At 62.5% G+C, this 16696-nt stretch carries 19 protein-coding genes; 10 read left to right on the top strand and 9 right to left on the bottom strand.

The features are described 5' to 3' along the window. Nucleotides 1-65: 65 nt before the first annotated feature. Genes GWP04_10690 through GWP04_10680 form a run of 3 tightly spaced genes read right to left on the bottom strand, consistent with a single transcriptional unit; the run spans nt 66 to nt 2030 of the window. Complete coding sequence (locus GWP04_10690) at nt 66-839, bottom strand: nucleotidyl transferase AbiEii/AbiGii toxin family protein (protein ID NIA26018.1); 774 nt, start codon at nt 837-839, stop codon at nt 66-68. Further along, the gene (locus GWP04_10685) at nt 836-1654 is read right to left on the bottom strand and encodes a hypothetical protein (protein NIA26017.1); all 819 of its coding nucleotides are present in this window, start codon (nt 1652-1654) and stop codon (nt 836-838) included. The genes GWP04_10690 and GWP04_10685 overlap by 4 nt, the downstream gene beginning before the upstream one ends. A gap of 22 nt (nt 1655-1676) precedes the next feature. Continuing rightward, a complete protein-coding gene (locus tag GWP04_10680; GenBank protein NIA26016.1) occupies nt 1677-2030 on the bottom strand; it encodes a hypothetical protein in 354 nt (117 codons plus the stop codon). Nucleotides 2031-2147: 117 nt separating this feature from the next. Between GWP04_10680 and GWP04_10675 the strand changes: the two genes are divergently transcribed. Continuing rightward, complete coding sequence (locus GWP04_10675; protein NIA26015.1) at nt 2148-2708, top strand: AAA family ATPase; 561 nt, start codon at nt 2148-2150, stop codon at nt 2706-2708. A gap of 49 nt (nt 2709-2757) precedes the next feature. Here the strand turns inward: GWP04_10675 and GWP04_10670 are convergent, their stop codons facing one another. Together GWP04_10670 and GWP04_10665 are read right to left on the bottom strand one after the other, a co-directional pair. Continuing rightward, nucleotides 2758-3291 carry a DUF402 domain-containing protein gene (locus tag GWP04_10670; protein NIA26014.1) on the bottom strand — a complete coding sequence of 178 codons (534 nt, stop codon included), beginning with the start codon at nt 3289-3291 and terminating at the stop codon, nt 2758-2760. Nucleotides 3292-3362: 71 nt separating this feature from the next. Further along, nucleotides 3363-4208, bottom strand: coding sequence for a methyltransferase domain-containing protein (locus tag GWP04_10665; GenBank protein ID NIA26013.1), 846 nt, complete (start codon nt 4206-4208; stop codon nt 3363-3365). 345 nt (nt 4209-4553) lie between these two features. On the opposite strand from GWP04_10665, the gene GWP04_10660 reads away from it, so the two are divergent. From GWP04_10660 to GWP04_10645, 4 genes are all read left to right on the top strand, one after another. Beyond that, nucleotides 4554-5105: a GNAT family N-acetyltransferase gene (locus GWP04_10660; GenBank protein NIA26012.1), complete on the top strand. Its 552-nt coding sequence runs from the start codon at nt 4554-4556 to the stop codon at nt 5103-5105. Nucleotides 5106-5160: 55 nt separating this feature from the next. Then, the gene (locus tag GWP04_10655; GenBank protein NIA26011.1) at nt 5161-5880 is read left to right on the top strand and encodes an HAD hydrolase-like protein; all 720 of its coding nucleotides are present in this window, start codon (nt 5161-5163) and stop codon (nt 5878-5880) included. Nucleotides 5881-5949: 69 nt separating this feature from the next. Beyond that, complete coding sequence (locus GWP04_10650) at nt 5950-6579, top strand: chloramphenicol phosphotransferase (protein NIA26010.1); 630 nt, start codon at nt 5950-5952, stop codon at nt 6577-6579. Between the two features lie 98 nt (nt 6580-6677). Next, on the top strand, nt 6678-7346 hold the full coding sequence (locus tag GWP04_10645; protein ID NIA26009.1) for a hypothetical protein: 669 nt from the start codon (nt 6678-6680) through the stop codon (nt 7344-7346). 376 nt (nt 7347-7722) lie between these two features. Here the strand turns inward: GWP04_10645 and GWP04_10640 are convergent, their stop codons facing one another. Further along, nucleotides 7723-8337, bottom strand: coding sequence for a hypothetical protein (locus GWP04_10640; protein NIA26008.1), 615 nt, complete (start codon nt 8335-8337; stop codon nt 7723-7725). 34 nt (nt 8338-8371) lie between these two features. After that, complete coding sequence (locus tag GWP04_10635) at nt 8372-8818, bottom strand: NUDIX domain-containing protein (protein NIA26007.1); 447 nt, start codon at nt 8816-8818, stop codon at nt 8372-8374. A 188-nt stretch (nt 8819-9006) separates the two neighbouring features. On the opposite strand from GWP04_10635, the gene GWP04_10630 reads away from it, so the two are divergent. Further along, nucleotides 9007-9294, top strand: a complete 288-nt coding sequence (locus tag GWP04_10630) for a hypothetical protein (protein NIA26006.1) — start codon at nt 9007-9009, stop codon at nt 9292-9294. A gap of 24 nt (nt 9295-9318) precedes the next feature. Beyond that, nucleotides 9319-9531: a hypothetical protein gene (locus GWP04_10625; GenBank protein ID NIA26005.1), complete on the top strand. Its 213-nt coding sequence runs from the start codon at nt 9319-9321 to the stop codon at nt 9529-9531. Between the two features lie 350 nt (nt 9532-9881). On the opposite strand, the gene GWP04_10620 is transcribed toward GWP04_10625, so the two are convergent. Both GWP04_10620 and GWP04_10615 read right to left on the bottom strand, forming a co-directional pair. After that, the gene (locus tag GWP04_10620; protein NIA26004.1) at nt 9882-12551 is read right to left on the bottom strand and encodes a relaxase domain-containing protein; all 2670 of its coding nucleotides are present in this window, start codon (nt 12549-12551) and stop codon (nt 9882-9884) included. After that, entirely contained in the window at nt 12548-13036 is a 489-nt protein-coding gene (locus GWP04_10615) for a helix-turn-helix domain-containing protein (protein NIA26003.1), read from the bottom strand. Before GWP04_10615 ends, GWP04_10620 begins: the two co-directional genes overlap by 4 nt. Before the next feature lie 95 nt (nt 13037-13131). Between GWP04_10615 and GWP04_10610 the strand changes: the two genes are divergently transcribed. Genes GWP04_10610 through GWP04_10600 form a run of 3 tightly spaced genes read left to right on the top strand, consistent with a single transcriptional unit; the run spans nt 13132 to nt 16340 of the window. Beyond that, nucleotides 13132-13851 (top strand): helix-turn-helix domain-containing protein, encoded by a 720-nt coding sequence (locus GWP04_10610; protein ID NIA26002.1) that lies wholly within the window; start codon nt 13132-13134, stop codon nt 13849-13851. Nucleotides 13852-13862: 11 nt separating this feature from the next. Further along, nucleotides 13863-15014 carry a tyrosine-type recombinase/integrase gene (locus tag GWP04_10605; protein NIA26001.1) on the top strand — a complete coding sequence of 384 codons (1152 nt, stop codon included), beginning with the start codon at nt 13863-13865 and terminating at the stop codon, nt 15012-15014. Between the two features lie 45 nt (nt 15015-15059). Continuing rightward, a complete protein-coding gene (locus tag GWP04_10600) occupies nt 15060-16340 on the top strand; it encodes a hypothetical protein (protein NIA26000.1) in 1281 nt (426 codons plus the stop codon). Nucleotides 16341-16696 lie beyond the last annotated feature (356 nt).

Raw genomic sequence — 16696 nt, 5'->3', positions numbered from 1 at the left:
CCTGTGGATAACCCCTCATGCCGCCCCATCCGTTAGAAGATCCGTTAGAAGAATCGGGTGCTCGCCTACTCGATGAGGGCGAGCACATCGGTGATTACGGATTCAGCCGCGGCGTCGATGTCGTATCCCTCCGGCCAGGCCGTCACCAGCGCACGGAGGTCTTCGCGGAACGCCGGTCGCGTCAGTTTCTCGCGAAGGTTCAGCTCGGCGCGGCGCCTCGTGTACCCGTCGGGGCGGTACGGGGCGAAGGCCTCGACAAGTGAGGACGGTGTTACGCCGAGCTGGGTGAGGGCCAGCCAAAGATCGAACAGGTCGCGCCCCTTCGATCGCTGGAACAAGGCTCGAATCTTCGTAGCCACTACCTCATCGAGGGTGAACGTGAGCACCCCGGCGCTGCCGCTGAACCAGGAGGACTCGACATCGAACGGGATCCTGATCGGTGGGTTGGCCGGCGAGCGCTCGAAGGTGTTGACCTCAATCTTGACCCGCATCTGGCCTCCACCCGTCTCGTAGGGGGCGCGCAGGAACATCTTCGGGTGCTCGGTAATCTTCGTCCGCACCTCCATGCCGAGTCGATCGCCAATCTGGGTGACCGCCCGGGTGAGTTCCCGGATTCCGCCGCCGGTGCTGCGGACGTAGTCGAGGTCCTCGCTGTAGCGGAGTGGTTCATGTGCGTGGAGCTTGTGCAAACAGGTGCCCCCTCGGAACACCAGCTCGTCACCGAGATAGTCGTCGTTGGCGATCTCGACGATGAGCCGGGATAGCAGCAGGTCCTGCTCGATCTGCTCCACCGTCGGCCACGGCACAGTGCGACCCCATTCGGCCGCTTGGGGGATCACGACGACTCCTCATCCGGGTACTCGGCGACGATCACGTTCCAGCGCCGATCGAGGTCCCCGGATCGTCCGTGGCCGGGATCCAGCGGAGTGGGCGTGGCCCGAGAGGACGCAAGGGATACCAGCGGCTCGGTGTCGACTTCCACGCCAACCTGCCCGGCCATGTAGTCGAGGAGCCATCCAGTGCGTTGAACAATCGACACCGGGTAGCCAGTGGCGACTTCGGCGAGCCGACCAACATCGAGAGCATGCTCCATCAGCATGTCGCCGATGATGGTTGCCACGTTGAACAAGGCCCCGCTCGCATTTGGGAAGGAAACGAGATCGAGCACGGTGACTTCAGGGGTCGAGACCCGCATCGTCCCGGTCGGGGTGTTGACGACTTCGGTGGGACGATCCGACGTATGCACAGATGTGACGAATTCGATTCGGACCCGACCGAATGTCCGAGCCCGAAGCCTCGCCGGCGTCATCACCTGGAAGACTTGAGGGCGTTGATGGGAGAACCCGTGGATCTCGGCCGCCGACAGGAGGCAAACGTAGTACTCATGGCCGAGATGGCGCATCATCGGATCCACAAAGTGCGCCGCCGGGACAGCACCCCAGGAGCGGAACTCGGGCGGGATGGCAACGTACAATCCCGTCGTAGGGCTGAACAGGTACCCGCGCCGCCGCGACTGAGCCAACGACGGTGCCACATGACGCTCCGGGATTCCCAGCAGCTCAGCGGCATCCGTCGTAGTCACCCAATGGCGACCACGAGCCAGCAACCAGTCGGCCAACTCGCGCGGTCCGGGCGAGGCTGTCGAATCAGTCATGTACCGATACTAACCAGAATCTTTAGATTAGATACATGACTGGTAAGGAGTGTGGGGTGTGGTGAGGAGTGGAGCAGCGAATCCCCGTAGGCACTATTCCGGCTTCGGTGAAGTGTTCGTGCTCGCCCAACACGGCCCCACCAAGCCTGACAAGCTCGACGACGAGGTCTACGGCCGTGGCGCTGTCGTCGAACCAGATGTCCAAATGAACTCGGTTCTTGATGGTCTTTGTCTCGGGTACGCGTTGGAACCACACAACCGGCGAGTCACCGTCGGGATCGCCAAGGTCGATCGCCCCTTCATCCGTGGTGAAGGCTTCGTACCCGAGTGCAGTCGCCCAGAAGGGACGGAGTTCCGACGGCTCGTTGGCGTCGATACGATCTCGAAGCGGTGTCCCATGCGCGACCAGACTGGCCCGAAAAGGTAGTGACGCCAACCGACACGCCGACTAAGCGTCCGCTACACGCGGAGGTGTTGTCGCCCATGTGCGAACATGGCACCCATGGGAGACACGAGCAAGTGCACAGCCTTCGTCGTCGTGACGGGACAACCCGGCTCTGGCAAGACAACCCTTGCACAACCGCTCGCTCGGGAACTGGGAGCGCCACTGTTGTCAAAGGACACGATCAAGGAGGCCCTCGCAGATGCCCTTGAGCGCCCCAACACCATCACGGTCGAGACGTCTCAGCGACTCGGAGCGGCCGCGTTCGAGATCGTCTGGGCGCTTGCAGCACAGTCCGCTGGTGCGGTACTCGAAGCATCCTGGGATCCGACTATTGCTGCTGACCGCCTTCGGCGCCTCGGAGCGAACGTGATCGAGGTTCACTGTTCGTGTCCACCGTCTGTCGCACAGACGCGGTACGCCGACCGCGCACACGAACGCCACTGGGTCCACCTCGACGTGGTCCGAGTGAGCGACGAGCGACTGTGGGGACCCGATTCAGCAGGGCCGCAGGGGCTATCGGCGAGCTTGGTCGAAGTCGACACCACTTCCCCGGCCGACATCCCATCCGTCGCGCGGGAGGTCCGACGGCTCATCGATCCGACTGGCTGAGGCACGATACCACGCAAACCATCCGCCTACAGGCCCCGAGCCGCCACGGTCAGACCCAATCCCACCCCTGTGGAAGCACCGGTGGGATCGTCCACTGAGACTCGGGAACCCAGCCTGCCCACTCGTCACTCCACCAGCGGTCACCAGCGTCGAGCATCCGGCCGAGCCGTCGACCCTCGGCCAAGATCGCGTCGACCTCTTCTCTGGAGAACCGCCCGGTATCCACATACGACTCGAGCAGCTCGAGATCTTTGAACCGCCAACTCCCGTCAATGCCAGTGACGATGTCGAGTTCGTGATCCAGCGTGTCGATTCCAATCTCGGTTCGCGTGAACGGAGCTTGGAGATTCAGATACCAGCCGTCGAATCTGCGTTCCGGACCGTGCCAGAACACCCACACGGCGTAGGCGTCATCAGGTCTGTGGAGGTGGAGTACTCCGTGACCTTGCCAGCGGGTTTCGGGGCCTTGGTCCCAGGGATGTCGGCCGTTCGCCGTTGGCCAGACCCGGGGGGCAAAGCCTAGCTCAGCGTCCGTAGAGAGGTAGAGGGCCAGGACATCTGGGCGGTCGGCTATGACGTACATCGGTAGCCCACTCCAGACGCGGCCGTGCAGCACCTCACGGCGGACGATTAGGTTCCCGGGTGCCCAGCGTCTCACCGGCGTGGTCGCTTGCGCTGCCCACGTGTGACAAAGCAGCCGACTTCTTTGGTCACCATGAGTCGCCCACCGCCGGCATTGAATGCTCGCTCCACCTCATCGGTCAGGTGTGAGAGCTGCTCGGGAGTTGCGGTTTCTGCAGGAGGGGCGGAACAGATGTGTGCGAGCACGTCGACTGGGTCAGTACAAATCAGCTGATCGGGGTAGTCGAACCAGTCAACCTCAGCGAAGTGTTCCCGGAGTAGCTCGAACCCGATCTCGGGGTTGAAGACGGTGGCCGTCTCGTCGACCGGGCTAGTGCCGAACACCTTGGCGCGCATCTCCCACAGCTCGCGGAGGTGTTCGGAGCCGTTGGTGGATGCGATCACGACGCCGTCCGAGCGAACCACGCGAGCCAGTTCGGCAACACCCAGCGCCGGGTCTGGAAGGTGGTAGAGCATGTGATTGGCGACCACCCGGTCAAAGGACCCGTTCTCGAACGGCAACGACTGGGCGTCCGCAGGCTGCCCTGCCACCGTCTCCACTCGACCAGCGGCCTCAACCCGGGCAACTGCTTCCTTGACCATGCCCGGGGACAGGTCGGTGAGCGTCAGCTTCACTCCGGGTGGTATGTCGAAACTGGACTCCTGCCACAGCCAACCCGTGCCGCACCCAACCTCGAGAACCTCGGCGCCGCCGAACAGGTCGAAATGCGCTCCGACCCAGTCGAAAAACGGTGTAGACGCGGTCCGGTACTTGGCGTGCAGGTTGGCCCGTCGCGCCAGGCGGCTCCCATCCCGATACTGGACGTCGCGTAGATACTCCTGGTCACTACCGGTGAACTTCGACCTGGTCGTTTCCATGGCCACAGGCTAGGCCAGATGCTGTTGACTGCCGTGGCCGGCCACCGGCCGGTGGCGCCCGGGACACGCAAGATCTCCGCCATAGCCGCTCTTCCAACCACAGCAGGTTGGTGAGTTCCACGCTTCTCCTGACGCAACCACAGTGTAACCGACGCGGACCCGGAGATCGACCTCAGTGTGGAGAGGCAGCACAATTCCTCTGGTGCGACGCGCCGCGTTGCGGACCAGTCCGTAGTCGTCGAGGAGAACACGATTCTGTTGCCTCGGATGGTCTTCGCCGGATGCACCAGGCATTTGTTCTATGCGCACCAGGTGACCTGCAACGGATGGTATAGATTGACGCGCATGCCCGTATCATTGAGTGTTCGCGTCGGAAGATCGGCCGACGTTGCCAGATGCCGAGAAGACGATCTGGTGACTCAACAGCAGTTTGAAGCTGTTGGCCACCCCGATTCCTGTCCTTGGGCGCGATTCCCGATACGGCGGCCGAACAGGCGATTCACGCCGGGACGGGTACTCGTCGCTGAGATCGGCGGACAGGTAGTGGGCTGGATATTCCTTACACGTTCGGACGGCGAACTCTGCATCGGACAGTTGGCCGTTTCGCCACCATCGCAGTGCCGCGGCGTCGGCACCTCGCTTGTGGATGCCGTCATCGCAGATGCCCTACGCGGCGGCGAGCGATCAATCCTGCTCAGCACTCAAGCCGATGTCGAATGGAATCAACCGTGGTATGAACGGATCGGCTTCGAAGTCGTACCCCCACGACAGTGGACCGCCGACATGGTGGCAATCGCCCGCGAGCAGAGCGAAGCTGGACTCGACTGGGACACTCGCGTTCACATGCGCATGAGGCTGACTCCCGCGTTGCTTCCGCAGGTGCTTGTACTCCGTTGAGCTAGCACGCCGACCATCGCCTCGGATAGAGGGTTCCGATGCGACAATGCGCCTCATGACTTCTTCGAGAGCCGTTGTCTTTGATCTGTTCCACACACTTGTCGATCCCGAAGACTTCCGACCGCCCGCGTTCACACGGCTTGAGGTCCTGAGCGTCGAGATCGGGATCGACCTCGACGCGTTCTCGGAGTTCTGGGCCGCAACGTCCTTGGAACGGACAACAACGGGGGTGCGCGTGGTGGACCTCGTAGACCGCTTTGCAGGCGACCTCGGCCTGCCCTTGACCACGCAACAACGGCTGCTAACCGATGACATCATGGGCCGGTGCCAAGACCGTTCGATCGAGAAACCGAGATCGGAGGTGTCCTCACTCGTTGTCGACCTCAAGGCACGCGGATGGCAACTCGGACTCCTGAGTAACTGCCACGAGAGGGAAGTACGGGCGTGGCCGACCTCGCCTCTTGCTCCATACTTCGATACTGTCGGCTTCTCCCACGTCATTGGAGCGAAGAAGCCGAAGCGGGAAGCGTACGCGTATGTGCTCGATCGTCTCGATGTTCCCGCCGCGCGTTCCGCGTATGTGGGCAACGGTCAGTCGGACGAGTTGGTCGGGGCCGTGGAGGCTGGATTCGCGCTGGTTGTCCACTACAACGCCTTCGATGCGACGAATGGCCTCGTCACGTCCGCCGAGCGAGAACGTCGAGCAGACCAGGCCCATGTGTCTGTCGATACGATCGAGGACTTGACAGTCCACTTCCACGGCTTCACGCATTGAAACGCGCGTCACAGAGCGGGCAATCCAGATGCACGCCCGAATGGGGCAGATTGGTAGGCTTCCGATTGCATGGTGAAGCTCGGTCGAATCGTGATCCTCAACGGCGCTCCCCGATCGGGGAAGTCGAGTATCGCAAACACGATGTGCTCGATATCCGGTGGCGCTTGGCAGAGCATCGGCGTGGACTCGGTGCTGACGACAACTCCTGCGGAGAAGCTGCCCGGTATCGGTCTGCGGCCCGGAGGAGAGCGCCCCGATTTGGAGGACTTCGTCCGGCAGGCGTTCATCGATCTGTATGACTCGGTTGCCGCTTTCAGCGAGCAGGGAGAGAACGTTGTTGTCGACGTCGGACATCACGACTCGTACACGCGCTCCCTTGGAACGCTTCGATCGGCTGCACGCCGCCTGGACCGCTATCCGGCATGGCTCATCGGTGTTCGATGTCCTCTCAATGTCATCATGCAACGACGCGACGCCGACGGAGGCGATACCTACCTCGGTACGTCGAACTACGGAGAGATCCCCGAACCGGTACGCAGATGGCAGACCGAGGTCCACCGTCCGGGCATCTATGACATGGAAATGGATACGTCTGTCTTGACCCCTGACGAGTGTGCAAGGGAGATTCTTGACCGCCTCGAAGGCGACCGTCCTCCGTCGGCAATGCACCGCTTGGCTGCGGGACAAGCAAGAAGTTAGCTGACAGACGACCTGGAAATCGCGGTCCACAGACGCCGATCGAACGTCGCCGGGCGATTCTCAGGCTCTGTGGGATGGCATTTCGGTAGGCTGACGTCGTGTCGAGTTTCGCACAGTGGGGTGATCGAATGTTCGCTCTGTATGGGGAGGGCGACTACGAGAGTGCCCTCAGAGCCGTCGAAGAAGACATCGGAAATCTCGACGAGGACGATGTGCCCACCGCGACCTTCCGGCGGGTCTGCCTACTTGCTCATGTCGGGAGATCTCACGACGCAGTCGCCACGGTGGCAGATGCGCTGGACCGGGAGTTGTGGTTCGGTGAGGCTGCGCTTCACGCAGGCGCGGGTAGGGCAACCCACACACTCAAGACCTGGCGACCGGTCACAGCGCTCGGCTACAACCTATTCGCTCCCGCATCGCGCCAGCTGGTTGCACACGACCGAGGAGGCTGGGAATCCGTCGACCAGACGATTGCCGACGTCAGAGAGCAGGCCATCGACAAGGCTGAGAAGACCGTTGATCCTGGCATATGCGAAGGCATCTTCTTCGACGGTGATCCCGACAGGGTTGCGATCGTGCCCCCGGGAGCCGGGTACGGTCAGGCCGCTCCGTTGCTGTGGTTCGCCAGAGAAACACTTCAGGCAGACGGATGGTCGGTTCTCCAAGTGTGGGACCGGTGGGATCGTTCCGTCGATGGACACCAATGGGTGTCCGAACGGCTCGAGTCTGCGCTCAACGAAGTTGGAACGTTTCCAATCGACTTCTGATCACCATGTCGATTTCGTCCCTCGCTATGCCAACAGCGGTCGAACGCTCCCTCCCCGGTGTGTGGTTGACGCCACTGCTCAACAACGAAGACGTGAGACAAGCCCTGCAGACATCCACGGCTCCAACTCTGGCTGTGGGAGGTACTGGAGATCCCACATGGGACTCTGAGTTCGTCCCCGAGCTTCAGAACATCAAAGTTGTCGCAATTGACGGGCCGACCACGCACTCCAACACTCAGGCGATCCCGCCAGATCAATCGAATCGCTCCAGATCGTCACGGAGCGGATTGGTGCCTTCATCAGCCAGCTCAGGTAGGACGCGGTTCCCAAGCAAACGCGCTTGGTCTTCTCTTGGAGACCGACAGCATCGTGACCATCAGGCTCCGCAGGTGGACCTGGCCTGTGTCGCACCGCCCATGAGGAATTCCAATGTATTGGCCACCTCCACTCCGATGATCACCGAACCCTCCGGAGTGAGATGAACCCCATCGGACGACAACAGGCCAGCACTGGAGGTAGTTGCTGCCCGCCAAAGATCGTTGAGCATCAGCCCACGTTCTCCCGCTAGATCCAGAAGCACAACGTTGTACGCAGCCAAGTTGGCAGCGAACCGGTGCGAGTGTCGAGCCACGTTGTGGCGTCTCTCATCCACAGGAGTGGAGGTCGCAACAGCGACGTGAGCCACGAGCGGGTGTTCGATGAGCCTGTCCAACACCTCCGCCATGTTGCTCCGATACTCATCGAGGGGCACCTCCACATCCCACCCATTCTCAGGGGTCTTGCGAAGATCGTGTAGGCCCGCGTTCACATGCACCACGGTCGACTCAACGAGGGCGTCGAGGGCCCAACGGCCGAGACTCGCCCTCAACACGCGGCTGGATCCGCAGTTCTCATCGGGACCTCGGACAGGCACCACAGGTCCAAGCACTTCTGTGACCACCGGCTGGTAGTGCATCCGGATGGAGTCACCGAGGAGCAGGACAGCGGTCACAGCTCAGTCCCAACCCCTGCAATGTGTCGCAAGATCATGTTGGCGTGTTACCGAGGAGTTCAGCGAGGCCTTCGGGGTAGAGAGGCCATCCACGAGCAGGAGAGACTGGATCGATCCAGCGGGCGATCAACGTCTTGTCACCCTCGACAACTGTCACTTGTTCTCGGATGTAGATGGACTCATCCACGAACCGCGCGTCGTACACGAACACGATCTCGTGACCATCGTCCCCGTCGAAGATGAACAGGTTCTCGAGCACACCGAGCAGACCCAGATCGGTGATCTCCGCAGACAGCTCCTCGGCCACTTCCCGGCGGATCGCTCCGTTGCTTGTCTCACCGAACTCAACTCTCCCACCGACAGGTACCCAGAACCGTTGCTGCTTGGTTGGATCGAAGTCGTCGATAGCGAGCAACCACCCGTCGTTCCTGAATACGCAGATGGCCTTGACGCGGATATACCCAGTGAGTGGATCGTCCATGAACCGACGATACCGGTCCGCTCTCGCCCAGGGTGGCGAGACAGCCGATCGCGTCGGCGTCGAGGTCCTCGGCAACATCGCAGCCATGGAGTCCGCCATCGAGCTGGCAATCCACGCAGAGCGGTTCTCAGTTGCCGATCTGTTGGAGATCCACCGAGTCCTGCGGCACCGTCCGCAAGGGATCTGCCTTGGACTTGCTCATTCACATTCTCCCTGGAGTCCCCATCCTGACTGTGGAATCAGCCGCCGGGCTCGTCAACCGCTCCGACGTCGCCACCGGAGCAGCCGTCAACCGCCTCGTCGACGCGGGAATCCTGACACAGCGAAACATCGGAAAACAGCGTTACCGCATCTTCGAAGCACCAACCGTCCTCAACCTATTCACATCATTGGAACGCGCTCTCGCCAGCCCCACTGGCGACACCGCAACCGACGACCCGATCCGACCGGTGCCGCAATCTCCGCCCACACGGTGACAGCCAACACCTCCGCCGGTGGTTGTGCCAGGCCTCATCGCCGTCTCACTGGTCTTTCCGGTGTGGGGACTGTGCTCTGACCTCGCAGCTCGCGAGTTACTCAGTGAGACGACGGGTCGTTGGGGTTACACCCAGGTGGCCGCCCAGGCGCCACTGGTCGATGCGTTCCGGGATCGATTGATCGTGGAGTTCTCCTGGAGACGGTCCGCTGTCCACTCGGTCTCGAAGCTTCGCTGACCGCCCGCTTCCGAGCCGACGGAATCGGCACGAAATACGAGCTCGGCCGACGACCATTAACGACATCCGACGTGATGCCTTCCTCATCGAAACGGAGATGTCGGTCAGGCTGGTGGAAGGGCGAGTTGATGACGGGGTTCTCGATGATGGCGTCACGTGGCACGACCGGGCCTCCCATCGCAGTGGCCTGTGTGTCCGCGCCGCCGAGCAGACCATTGGTGAATGTGCTCGGCTTGTTTGGCAGGTGCAGTCGTCGTTCGTAGTAGCGATTGCAGTTTCAAACCCTCCGGCGTCTCGTGACCCAGGTCGAACCGGCTTGTCGATACAGAAGAACACAAATCACTTGATCGTCAAACAAGGCCTCGCCCTGCCGTGCGCTCTGCGTCTCTCGCCCGTGCCCGGCGCTGCTCGATGCTGTGGAAGATGCGTCGTTCGAGCTTGGCGTACTCCTCTTGGTCACCCGGGTCGTCGAGCTGCCGGTCTCGACGCGGGTCAAGCTGGGTTCTCCGTGCGACCGCGGGCTGGTCGATCCAGTCACGACCGATGGCTTGGGTGAGCACATCGAGGGCGGTCTGGTTGTCGTCGACAGCGACGTAGGCGTCGTTGCCCTCTCGTCCTCGGGTCATGGGGGTGTAGATGCCGCGGCTGTCGGTGGGTGCATCGACGAGGAGGAGGGCGACATCGACGGTCCGGCCTTGGGTGGCGTGGCTGGTCTGGGCGTAGCCCAGTTCGAGATCCTCGGCCACATACTTAACCGGGAGCCGAATCGCGCCGGTGCGCCCGGCGAGGGTGACGGTTGAGTCGGGGTGGATGTTGGTGATGGTCCAGTGGTCACGGTTCTTGACCATCTGCCCGCGGTCGGTACGAAGGCGTCGGTCGTTGCGGCGGGTGACGACTTCGTCGCCGATCAGCATCGACTCATCACCAACTTGGAGAGAAGGTTTGGCGGGGTCGAGTTCACCTGCCTCAAGGCGGGTATGTTGGGCGAGCCGGTTGAGTCTGGCGACGGTGTCGGTGTTGTTGGCCATGAGCGCCACGGTCTCGCCGCGTCGGCGGGCTTGCTGCCAGGCGGTGATGACTTCTTCTTCCATCTGGTTGAGCGTGCCGCCGTGGAGGCGTCCGTGCTGGTCGTATTCGGTGAGCACGATCGGGTCGCCGTTGCGGAGGCGGAGACTGGCGTGGCGTTCCCAAACGTGGCGGAATCGATGGACGTGGTCAAGCTCGGCACACCCATGAGCATCGACAAGATGGCCGAACATGCCGCCGCGACCCACGGCGGAGAACTGACGGGGATCACCGACGAGGACTACCCGCCATTCGCTCTGGTCGGCGAGTCCGGCGAGCTCTGCCAGGTTGGCGGTGGCGGCAGTTCCTGCTTCGTCGACGATCACGGTGGCCCCTGCCGGCAGATCGTACGCTGGGTCGGGTGGTCGCGTCGTATGGCGATGTTCGGATAGGAGTTTGTCCAACGTGTCGGCTCCCATGCCGGTCTCGACAGCGAGCACGTCGGCTGCCGCCGCGGTGGGCGCTACCCCGAACACGGGGCGACCTTGGGCTCGAAGTTCGGTGACGGCGGAAGCCAGCATGGTGGTCTTGCCTGAACCTGCGGGACCGACGATCAGCTCCAACCCACGGTGACCGGCAACAACTGCCGCCGCCTCCGCCTGTGTCGGGGTGAGTCGCTCCCCGTGGCGGATGATCGGATCTGCCGGAGTGTGGCCATCACGGCGCCGATCGGCCCAGGAGATGAGCTGTTCCTCCTCGTCGAGGATGGCCTCGGTGGTGAGGGTACGTTCCACAGCAGATTCGTTGATGGGTCGACCGTCACGCCGCAACGCCGCACCTGCAGGGATCGGCCGGGACACATCGACGCAGCGGGCAGTGGTGACGTGGTCGGCGAGCCGCTGAAGAAAGTCGGTCAGTTCTGCGGAGTCGGCGGTGGTCGTGGTGGGTGTGGCTGCCGCCATTTCTCGGATCAGCTCGGCAGGTCGCCATGTCGACTGGCGCTCTGCGAGCGAATCGAGGGCCAGTTCGACCAACCGGGCGGCGGTGGCGGCGTCGATCCCTTCGAGGCCACGCCGACGGCCGACAACGGCTTCGATGATCCGATCTGGGTCCCGACCCAACGCCCGTACTCGTTCCTGCCACTCTTGGCGCAACTCGGCAGCGGAGATTCCGTGGGGCTTTGCCGGTCGGCTGTCTATGGCCGCTTCCCGCTCCAACTTCCATCGTTCGCTGGGTGTCGGGTTCCTTGCCAGGTCGGCGCGGAAGCGGGTGAGCTTCTCGCCGAGGCGACGCTGGAGGTCCGTCGTGCGTTGGGAGAACTCGGCCAGGATCTCGGGGTCGATGTCGGCGATTTCGGCGATGCCGTGCTCGGGCGATGCCCAGCGGACGCCGAGGCGCCGGGTCAGCTCGGAACGCAGCGCGGCGTGATACAGCGCGGAGAGGGTCCGCTGGTCGACCTTGATGGTGCGGGCATCCAGGGCCAGCCAGCGTCCGTCAGGTGCTCGGACCCGGTTGGCGATCACCGCATGGGTGTGCATCTGGGGGTCCAGCTTGCGGCTGGTGTGCTGACGGAACACGCCGACCACGATCCCTTCTGTATCGACACACACGATGTGGCCGCGGCGACGCATCCGGGTGTGGGCGTGGGTCTCGACCCAGCCGAGTACCGCCTCCACTGCTCGCTCGTGGGCCTCCACCACGTGTCGGCGCACGTCCGGTTCGCCGAGCGCGAACATGACGGAGACCGACTTGGGGGCGGAGAACGTGGCGTCGTACCCACGGACCGACTCTTCGCCCATGCGACGACCGAGGTCCTGTCCGGTCGCCGGATCGTGTCCGGCCATCACCGCCAGGAACGCCTCTGGGTCGATCTCATCCGAAAGACCGAGTCGGTGGGCGCCACGACCCCACCATCGGCCCGGAGGCTCGTCGCCGTCGAGGTAGTAGGACGGCAGGTGCTCGGTGTAGTAGCGCCCCGCCCCCGTCCCCTTCAGCGTGGTCACCCGGACCGTCACGAGACGCCTCCTCGCCCGCTACCGCAGGTGTGCACTCGTCTGTCGATCTTCGGCCGATTTCGAGGTTGGTTCTTCATCTGGTTTCCGTCCTCAGCTCGCGGCTGGTTCGGTGTCGAGAGGTCGAGCTGGTTCGCCATTGCTTTGCGGCAAGGTTGGCTTCGGCCGGTGGCTTGTGTTCGCTTGCCGGGTGATGTTTCAGTGGGCGCGCTCACCGGTGATCGTGGCGGTGCGCCCGGCGCCGAGGCTTGGCTTGCCTTTTCTACCGGTTCCGGACGGGGAACGTCAGGCAGTTCAGCACCGAGCAGCTCTTCCAACGATCGTCTCGGCACTCTCAGGACATGGCCGAGGTCGATCACCGGGAGGCCGGATCGTCCGCCGGTCTCCCGCCACTCCCTTGCCATGGCGTAAGCCTTGGTCCGCCCGATTCTCAGCAACTCGCCCGCCTCCTCGACGGTCAGCAGCAGTGGGAGCCCTCCGGTTGACACAAGCTGTATCCTTTGCCTTCAGTGCTTATGTCTTGTATCATAACAGAGTGTTGACACATTTCCATCACAAGCAACAGGTTGTGTACGATGTGGTGATGTCCCCCAATCCCCACTCATCGCCATCACCAGAAGTCGACCTCAACCAGGCCGTCGCCTACAACATCCGAGAGGCCCGGCTGCTACGTGGCTGGACCCAGGAAGAGCTCGCCGACCGGCTCGAGCCCTATCTCGGCCAGCGGCTCACCCAAGCTGGCGTCTCGTCCATCGAACGGGCCTGGGACGGTGAGCGGCGCCGAGAGTTCGACGCCCACGAGCTGCTGATCTTCGCCATGGTCTTCGACCTGCCGATCCTGTGGTTCCTCCTCCCCCCACCCGGCGACCACCGGGTCATGCGATCCACGACCCGACCCGTCGATGAGCTGTATACCTGGCTGCTTGGACGACCCGATCAGCTTGAACCGGTCTACGAGCGGCTCCGCCAGCTCGGCATCTCTGATCCCACCGCAGCGGAAGACACTGTGGAGAAGATCACCGGCGTCCCCGCTACGGCAAAACAGTGGGGCTACCGGGAACGCCGCAAGGAGCTGCTCCTTGCGCTCCTCGACGAACACGCGGACTCGCTCGACAACGCCGTCGACGAACTTGGCCGCTGGGTCGACCATCTCCGCCAGGTCGGGATCCGAGGGTTCATCGCCGAGCACACCGGCGACGAAGACTTCACCTACCCGAAAGGAACAGCTCCCACCGCGAAGGGTGCGCCGCCTGCCGATGCGGAAGAGCCGATACCAGGCGACACAGGTGAGCACCAGCAATAAGGAGAATCGGGATGAGAGGCCACATCGCCAAGAAAGGCAACCGCTACTACGTCGTCATCTACGAGGGCGTCGACCCGGCAACCGGCAAGGGACGCCACCGCTGGCACGCCGCCGGCCCCACCCGCAAGGGAGCCGAGCGCCTGCTCGTCGAGTTGGTCAAGCGGCATCACGACGGTGAGTACCGCCCGCCGCAGAAGATCACCCTCGGCGAGTACCTCGAACGCTGGCTGCCGACCCAGAAAGCCAGACTCGCTGCCTCGACGTTCTCCTCGTACCAACGAAACATCAGGCTGCACGTCGTTCCCTACATCGGCTCGATTCCGCTCCAGCGTTTGATGCCTGAGGATCTCGATGGCCTCTACGCGCACCTCCTCGACGATGGAAGACGTAACAAAGGCGGCGGGGCGCTCAGCCCCAAGAGCGTCCGACTGGTACACAGCGTCATCCACAAGGCACTCGCCGACGCCCACCGCAAGGGATCGGTGACCCGCAACGTCGCCGACGTCGCCGACGCACCGACGATCTCCGCCGGGGCCCGCCCGAAGATGAAGGCCTGGAAGGCCGACGAACTCCGACGGTTCCTCGAACTCGTCGAAGACCATCCACTGCATACAGCGTTCTACGTCAAGGCGAACACCGGGATGCGCCGCGGCGAACTGCTCGGCCTCACCTGGCGCGCCATCGACTTCGACAACGCCAGGCTCTCCGTCACCCAGACCGTGACCGCGCCCGACTACAAGATTGATGTGTCCGACGTCAAGAGCGCTCACAGCCTCCGAACCATCGACCTCGACGCACGCACCGTCAGGATCCTGCGAACGTGGCGGAAACGGCAACTCGAGGAGTACATGGAGACCGGTGTCAGGACCGATGACTCAGGCTTCGTGTTCGCCCGTCCCGACGGATCACCTATCCACCCCGACTACTTCTCCCAGACCTTCGACCGGCTCCTCGCCAAGCTCGACCTCCCCAGGATCCGACTGCACGATCTCCGGCACACCCACGCCACGCTCCTCATCAAGGAGGGGGTGCCGGTCAAGGTCGTCAGCGAACGCCTCGGCCACGCCAGCGTCGCCTTCACCATGCAGGTCTACCAACACGTCCTGCCCGGCATGCAAGCCGACGCGGCGGCGACGTTCGGGGAGATCGTGTTCGGGATCTAGCCAGCGGTTCGGAAACTGTCATGCCCGACAGGTAGGGTGACGCAGATGACGCAGTACAAGAACCAAGGTCCCTGGTACCAAAGAATCTCTGAATCCGGCCTTCCAGATCTGCTCCCCGAGGTCTTGTCGCAACTCGACTCGAAAGATGCCGCGGACCCCGCCGAACAGGACCATGTCGATCGACAGCGTCGCATCGCAGAGACGATTGGTTGGGTGATTGAGAACACCGACCCCATGCTCATCGCAGGCACCACGATCACTCAACTTGCGAACCATGTTCGTCAGGGTCGCGAACACCTAAGCCAGTGGGTCACGTCTGGAGTGAGCGAGCAATTGGTGACCCACGCCGCGACACAGTTCGATGCAGCGCTGGCAGTACTGGGTGCCATACCAATCACGACAGAGATGGCAGAATCATCTGCCGAGATCACGAGCCTTCGTCGCTCAGTCGGTCAACACCGTGCACAGGTGGATCGGGAAATCGAGGATCTACGAACGGCGAGCACGACAGCTCAAGAGCAGTTCACCGCCCAGGCCCAGAAGGCCACAACACGCGTGGCAGACCTGGAGTCTGAGATCACAAGACTCGAGGAGGAACTGAAGCAGATCGTCGCCTTGGCTCGAGACCAGGGCAATCAGCAACAGAACGCCTTCGCGTCTGCTCAGACTGAACGCCAGGAGGCGTTCAGTCGTATGTTGGAAGAGAAGCGGGAAGAAGCAACTGCCGAGGTTGAGGCCGTACGTAAAGAGTCGGTGCAGCAGCTCTCCGAAACAAAGACGACTGTGACCAACGAGCTTGCCGAAGTCGAAGCAGTCAAGAGCCGAATCGAAACCATCCTCGGGATCGTCGGAGAAGAGGCGCTCGTCGGCACCTATTCGAAGAATGCCGACAAGGACCAAAGGGAGGCCGACAGATGGCGATGGCTCGCTCTCGCTGCTGTTGTTGCCGTAGTGGCCATCGGCATCTGGATGGTGATAGCCGCCGTGCGACCAGGAACCGAGTGGGACCTCTTCGCCGCTAAGGCTCTATTGGCTTTGCCAGTCGCAGGCGCGGCCGCCTACGCGGCGAAGCAGTCTTCCGAACACCGCTACGCACAACGCGAAGCAGAGCATATCGCTCTTCAACTCGCGGCTCTGAAGCCCTACCTCAACGATCTTGAGCAGGCAACTGATCGAGATCGGCTCCTCGGCGAAATCGCCCATCGTCTATTCGGACAACCCCGACGCTACCCAGGAGAGAACGCGACACCTGAGTTCGGTGACGGCCCGGGGACACTGAATCAGGTCATGGCGCTGCTTCAACAGCTCGCGAAGATCAAGGCCTAACGCGACAGCGACCTTGATCAGAGAATGTGGCGGATCACCTGACACACCGCAGATACACATACCAGAGCCAGTGACCAGTGCGACGGGTTAGCCGCAGGAGAACAACCGTCGCCCAGCATCCGGAATCGCGTCCCGAACCTGTCACACACCAACCAACCGGGACCACAACGACCATCATGAACTGGAGCAGCACACAGGAACCGTCGTCGCAACTCGGGTCACTCGTTAGAAAATCCGTTAGAAGACCAGGGTCAATCCGGTACCCGGACGCGAAGAAACCCCTGAGAAATGTAGGATTCCCAAGGGTTTCTTTCGTAGCGGGGGCAGGATTTGAACCTGCGACCTTCGGGTTATGA

It is taken from the genome of Gammaproteobacteria bacterium (assembly GCA_011682695.1).
Classification (GTDB): domain Bacteria; phylum Actinomycetota; class Acidimicrobiia; order Spongiisociales; family UBA4744; genus BMS3Bbin01.
The sequence above is the reverse complement of the archived record's forward strand: the minus strand, read 5'-3'. Positions and strand labels throughout refer to the sequence as shown.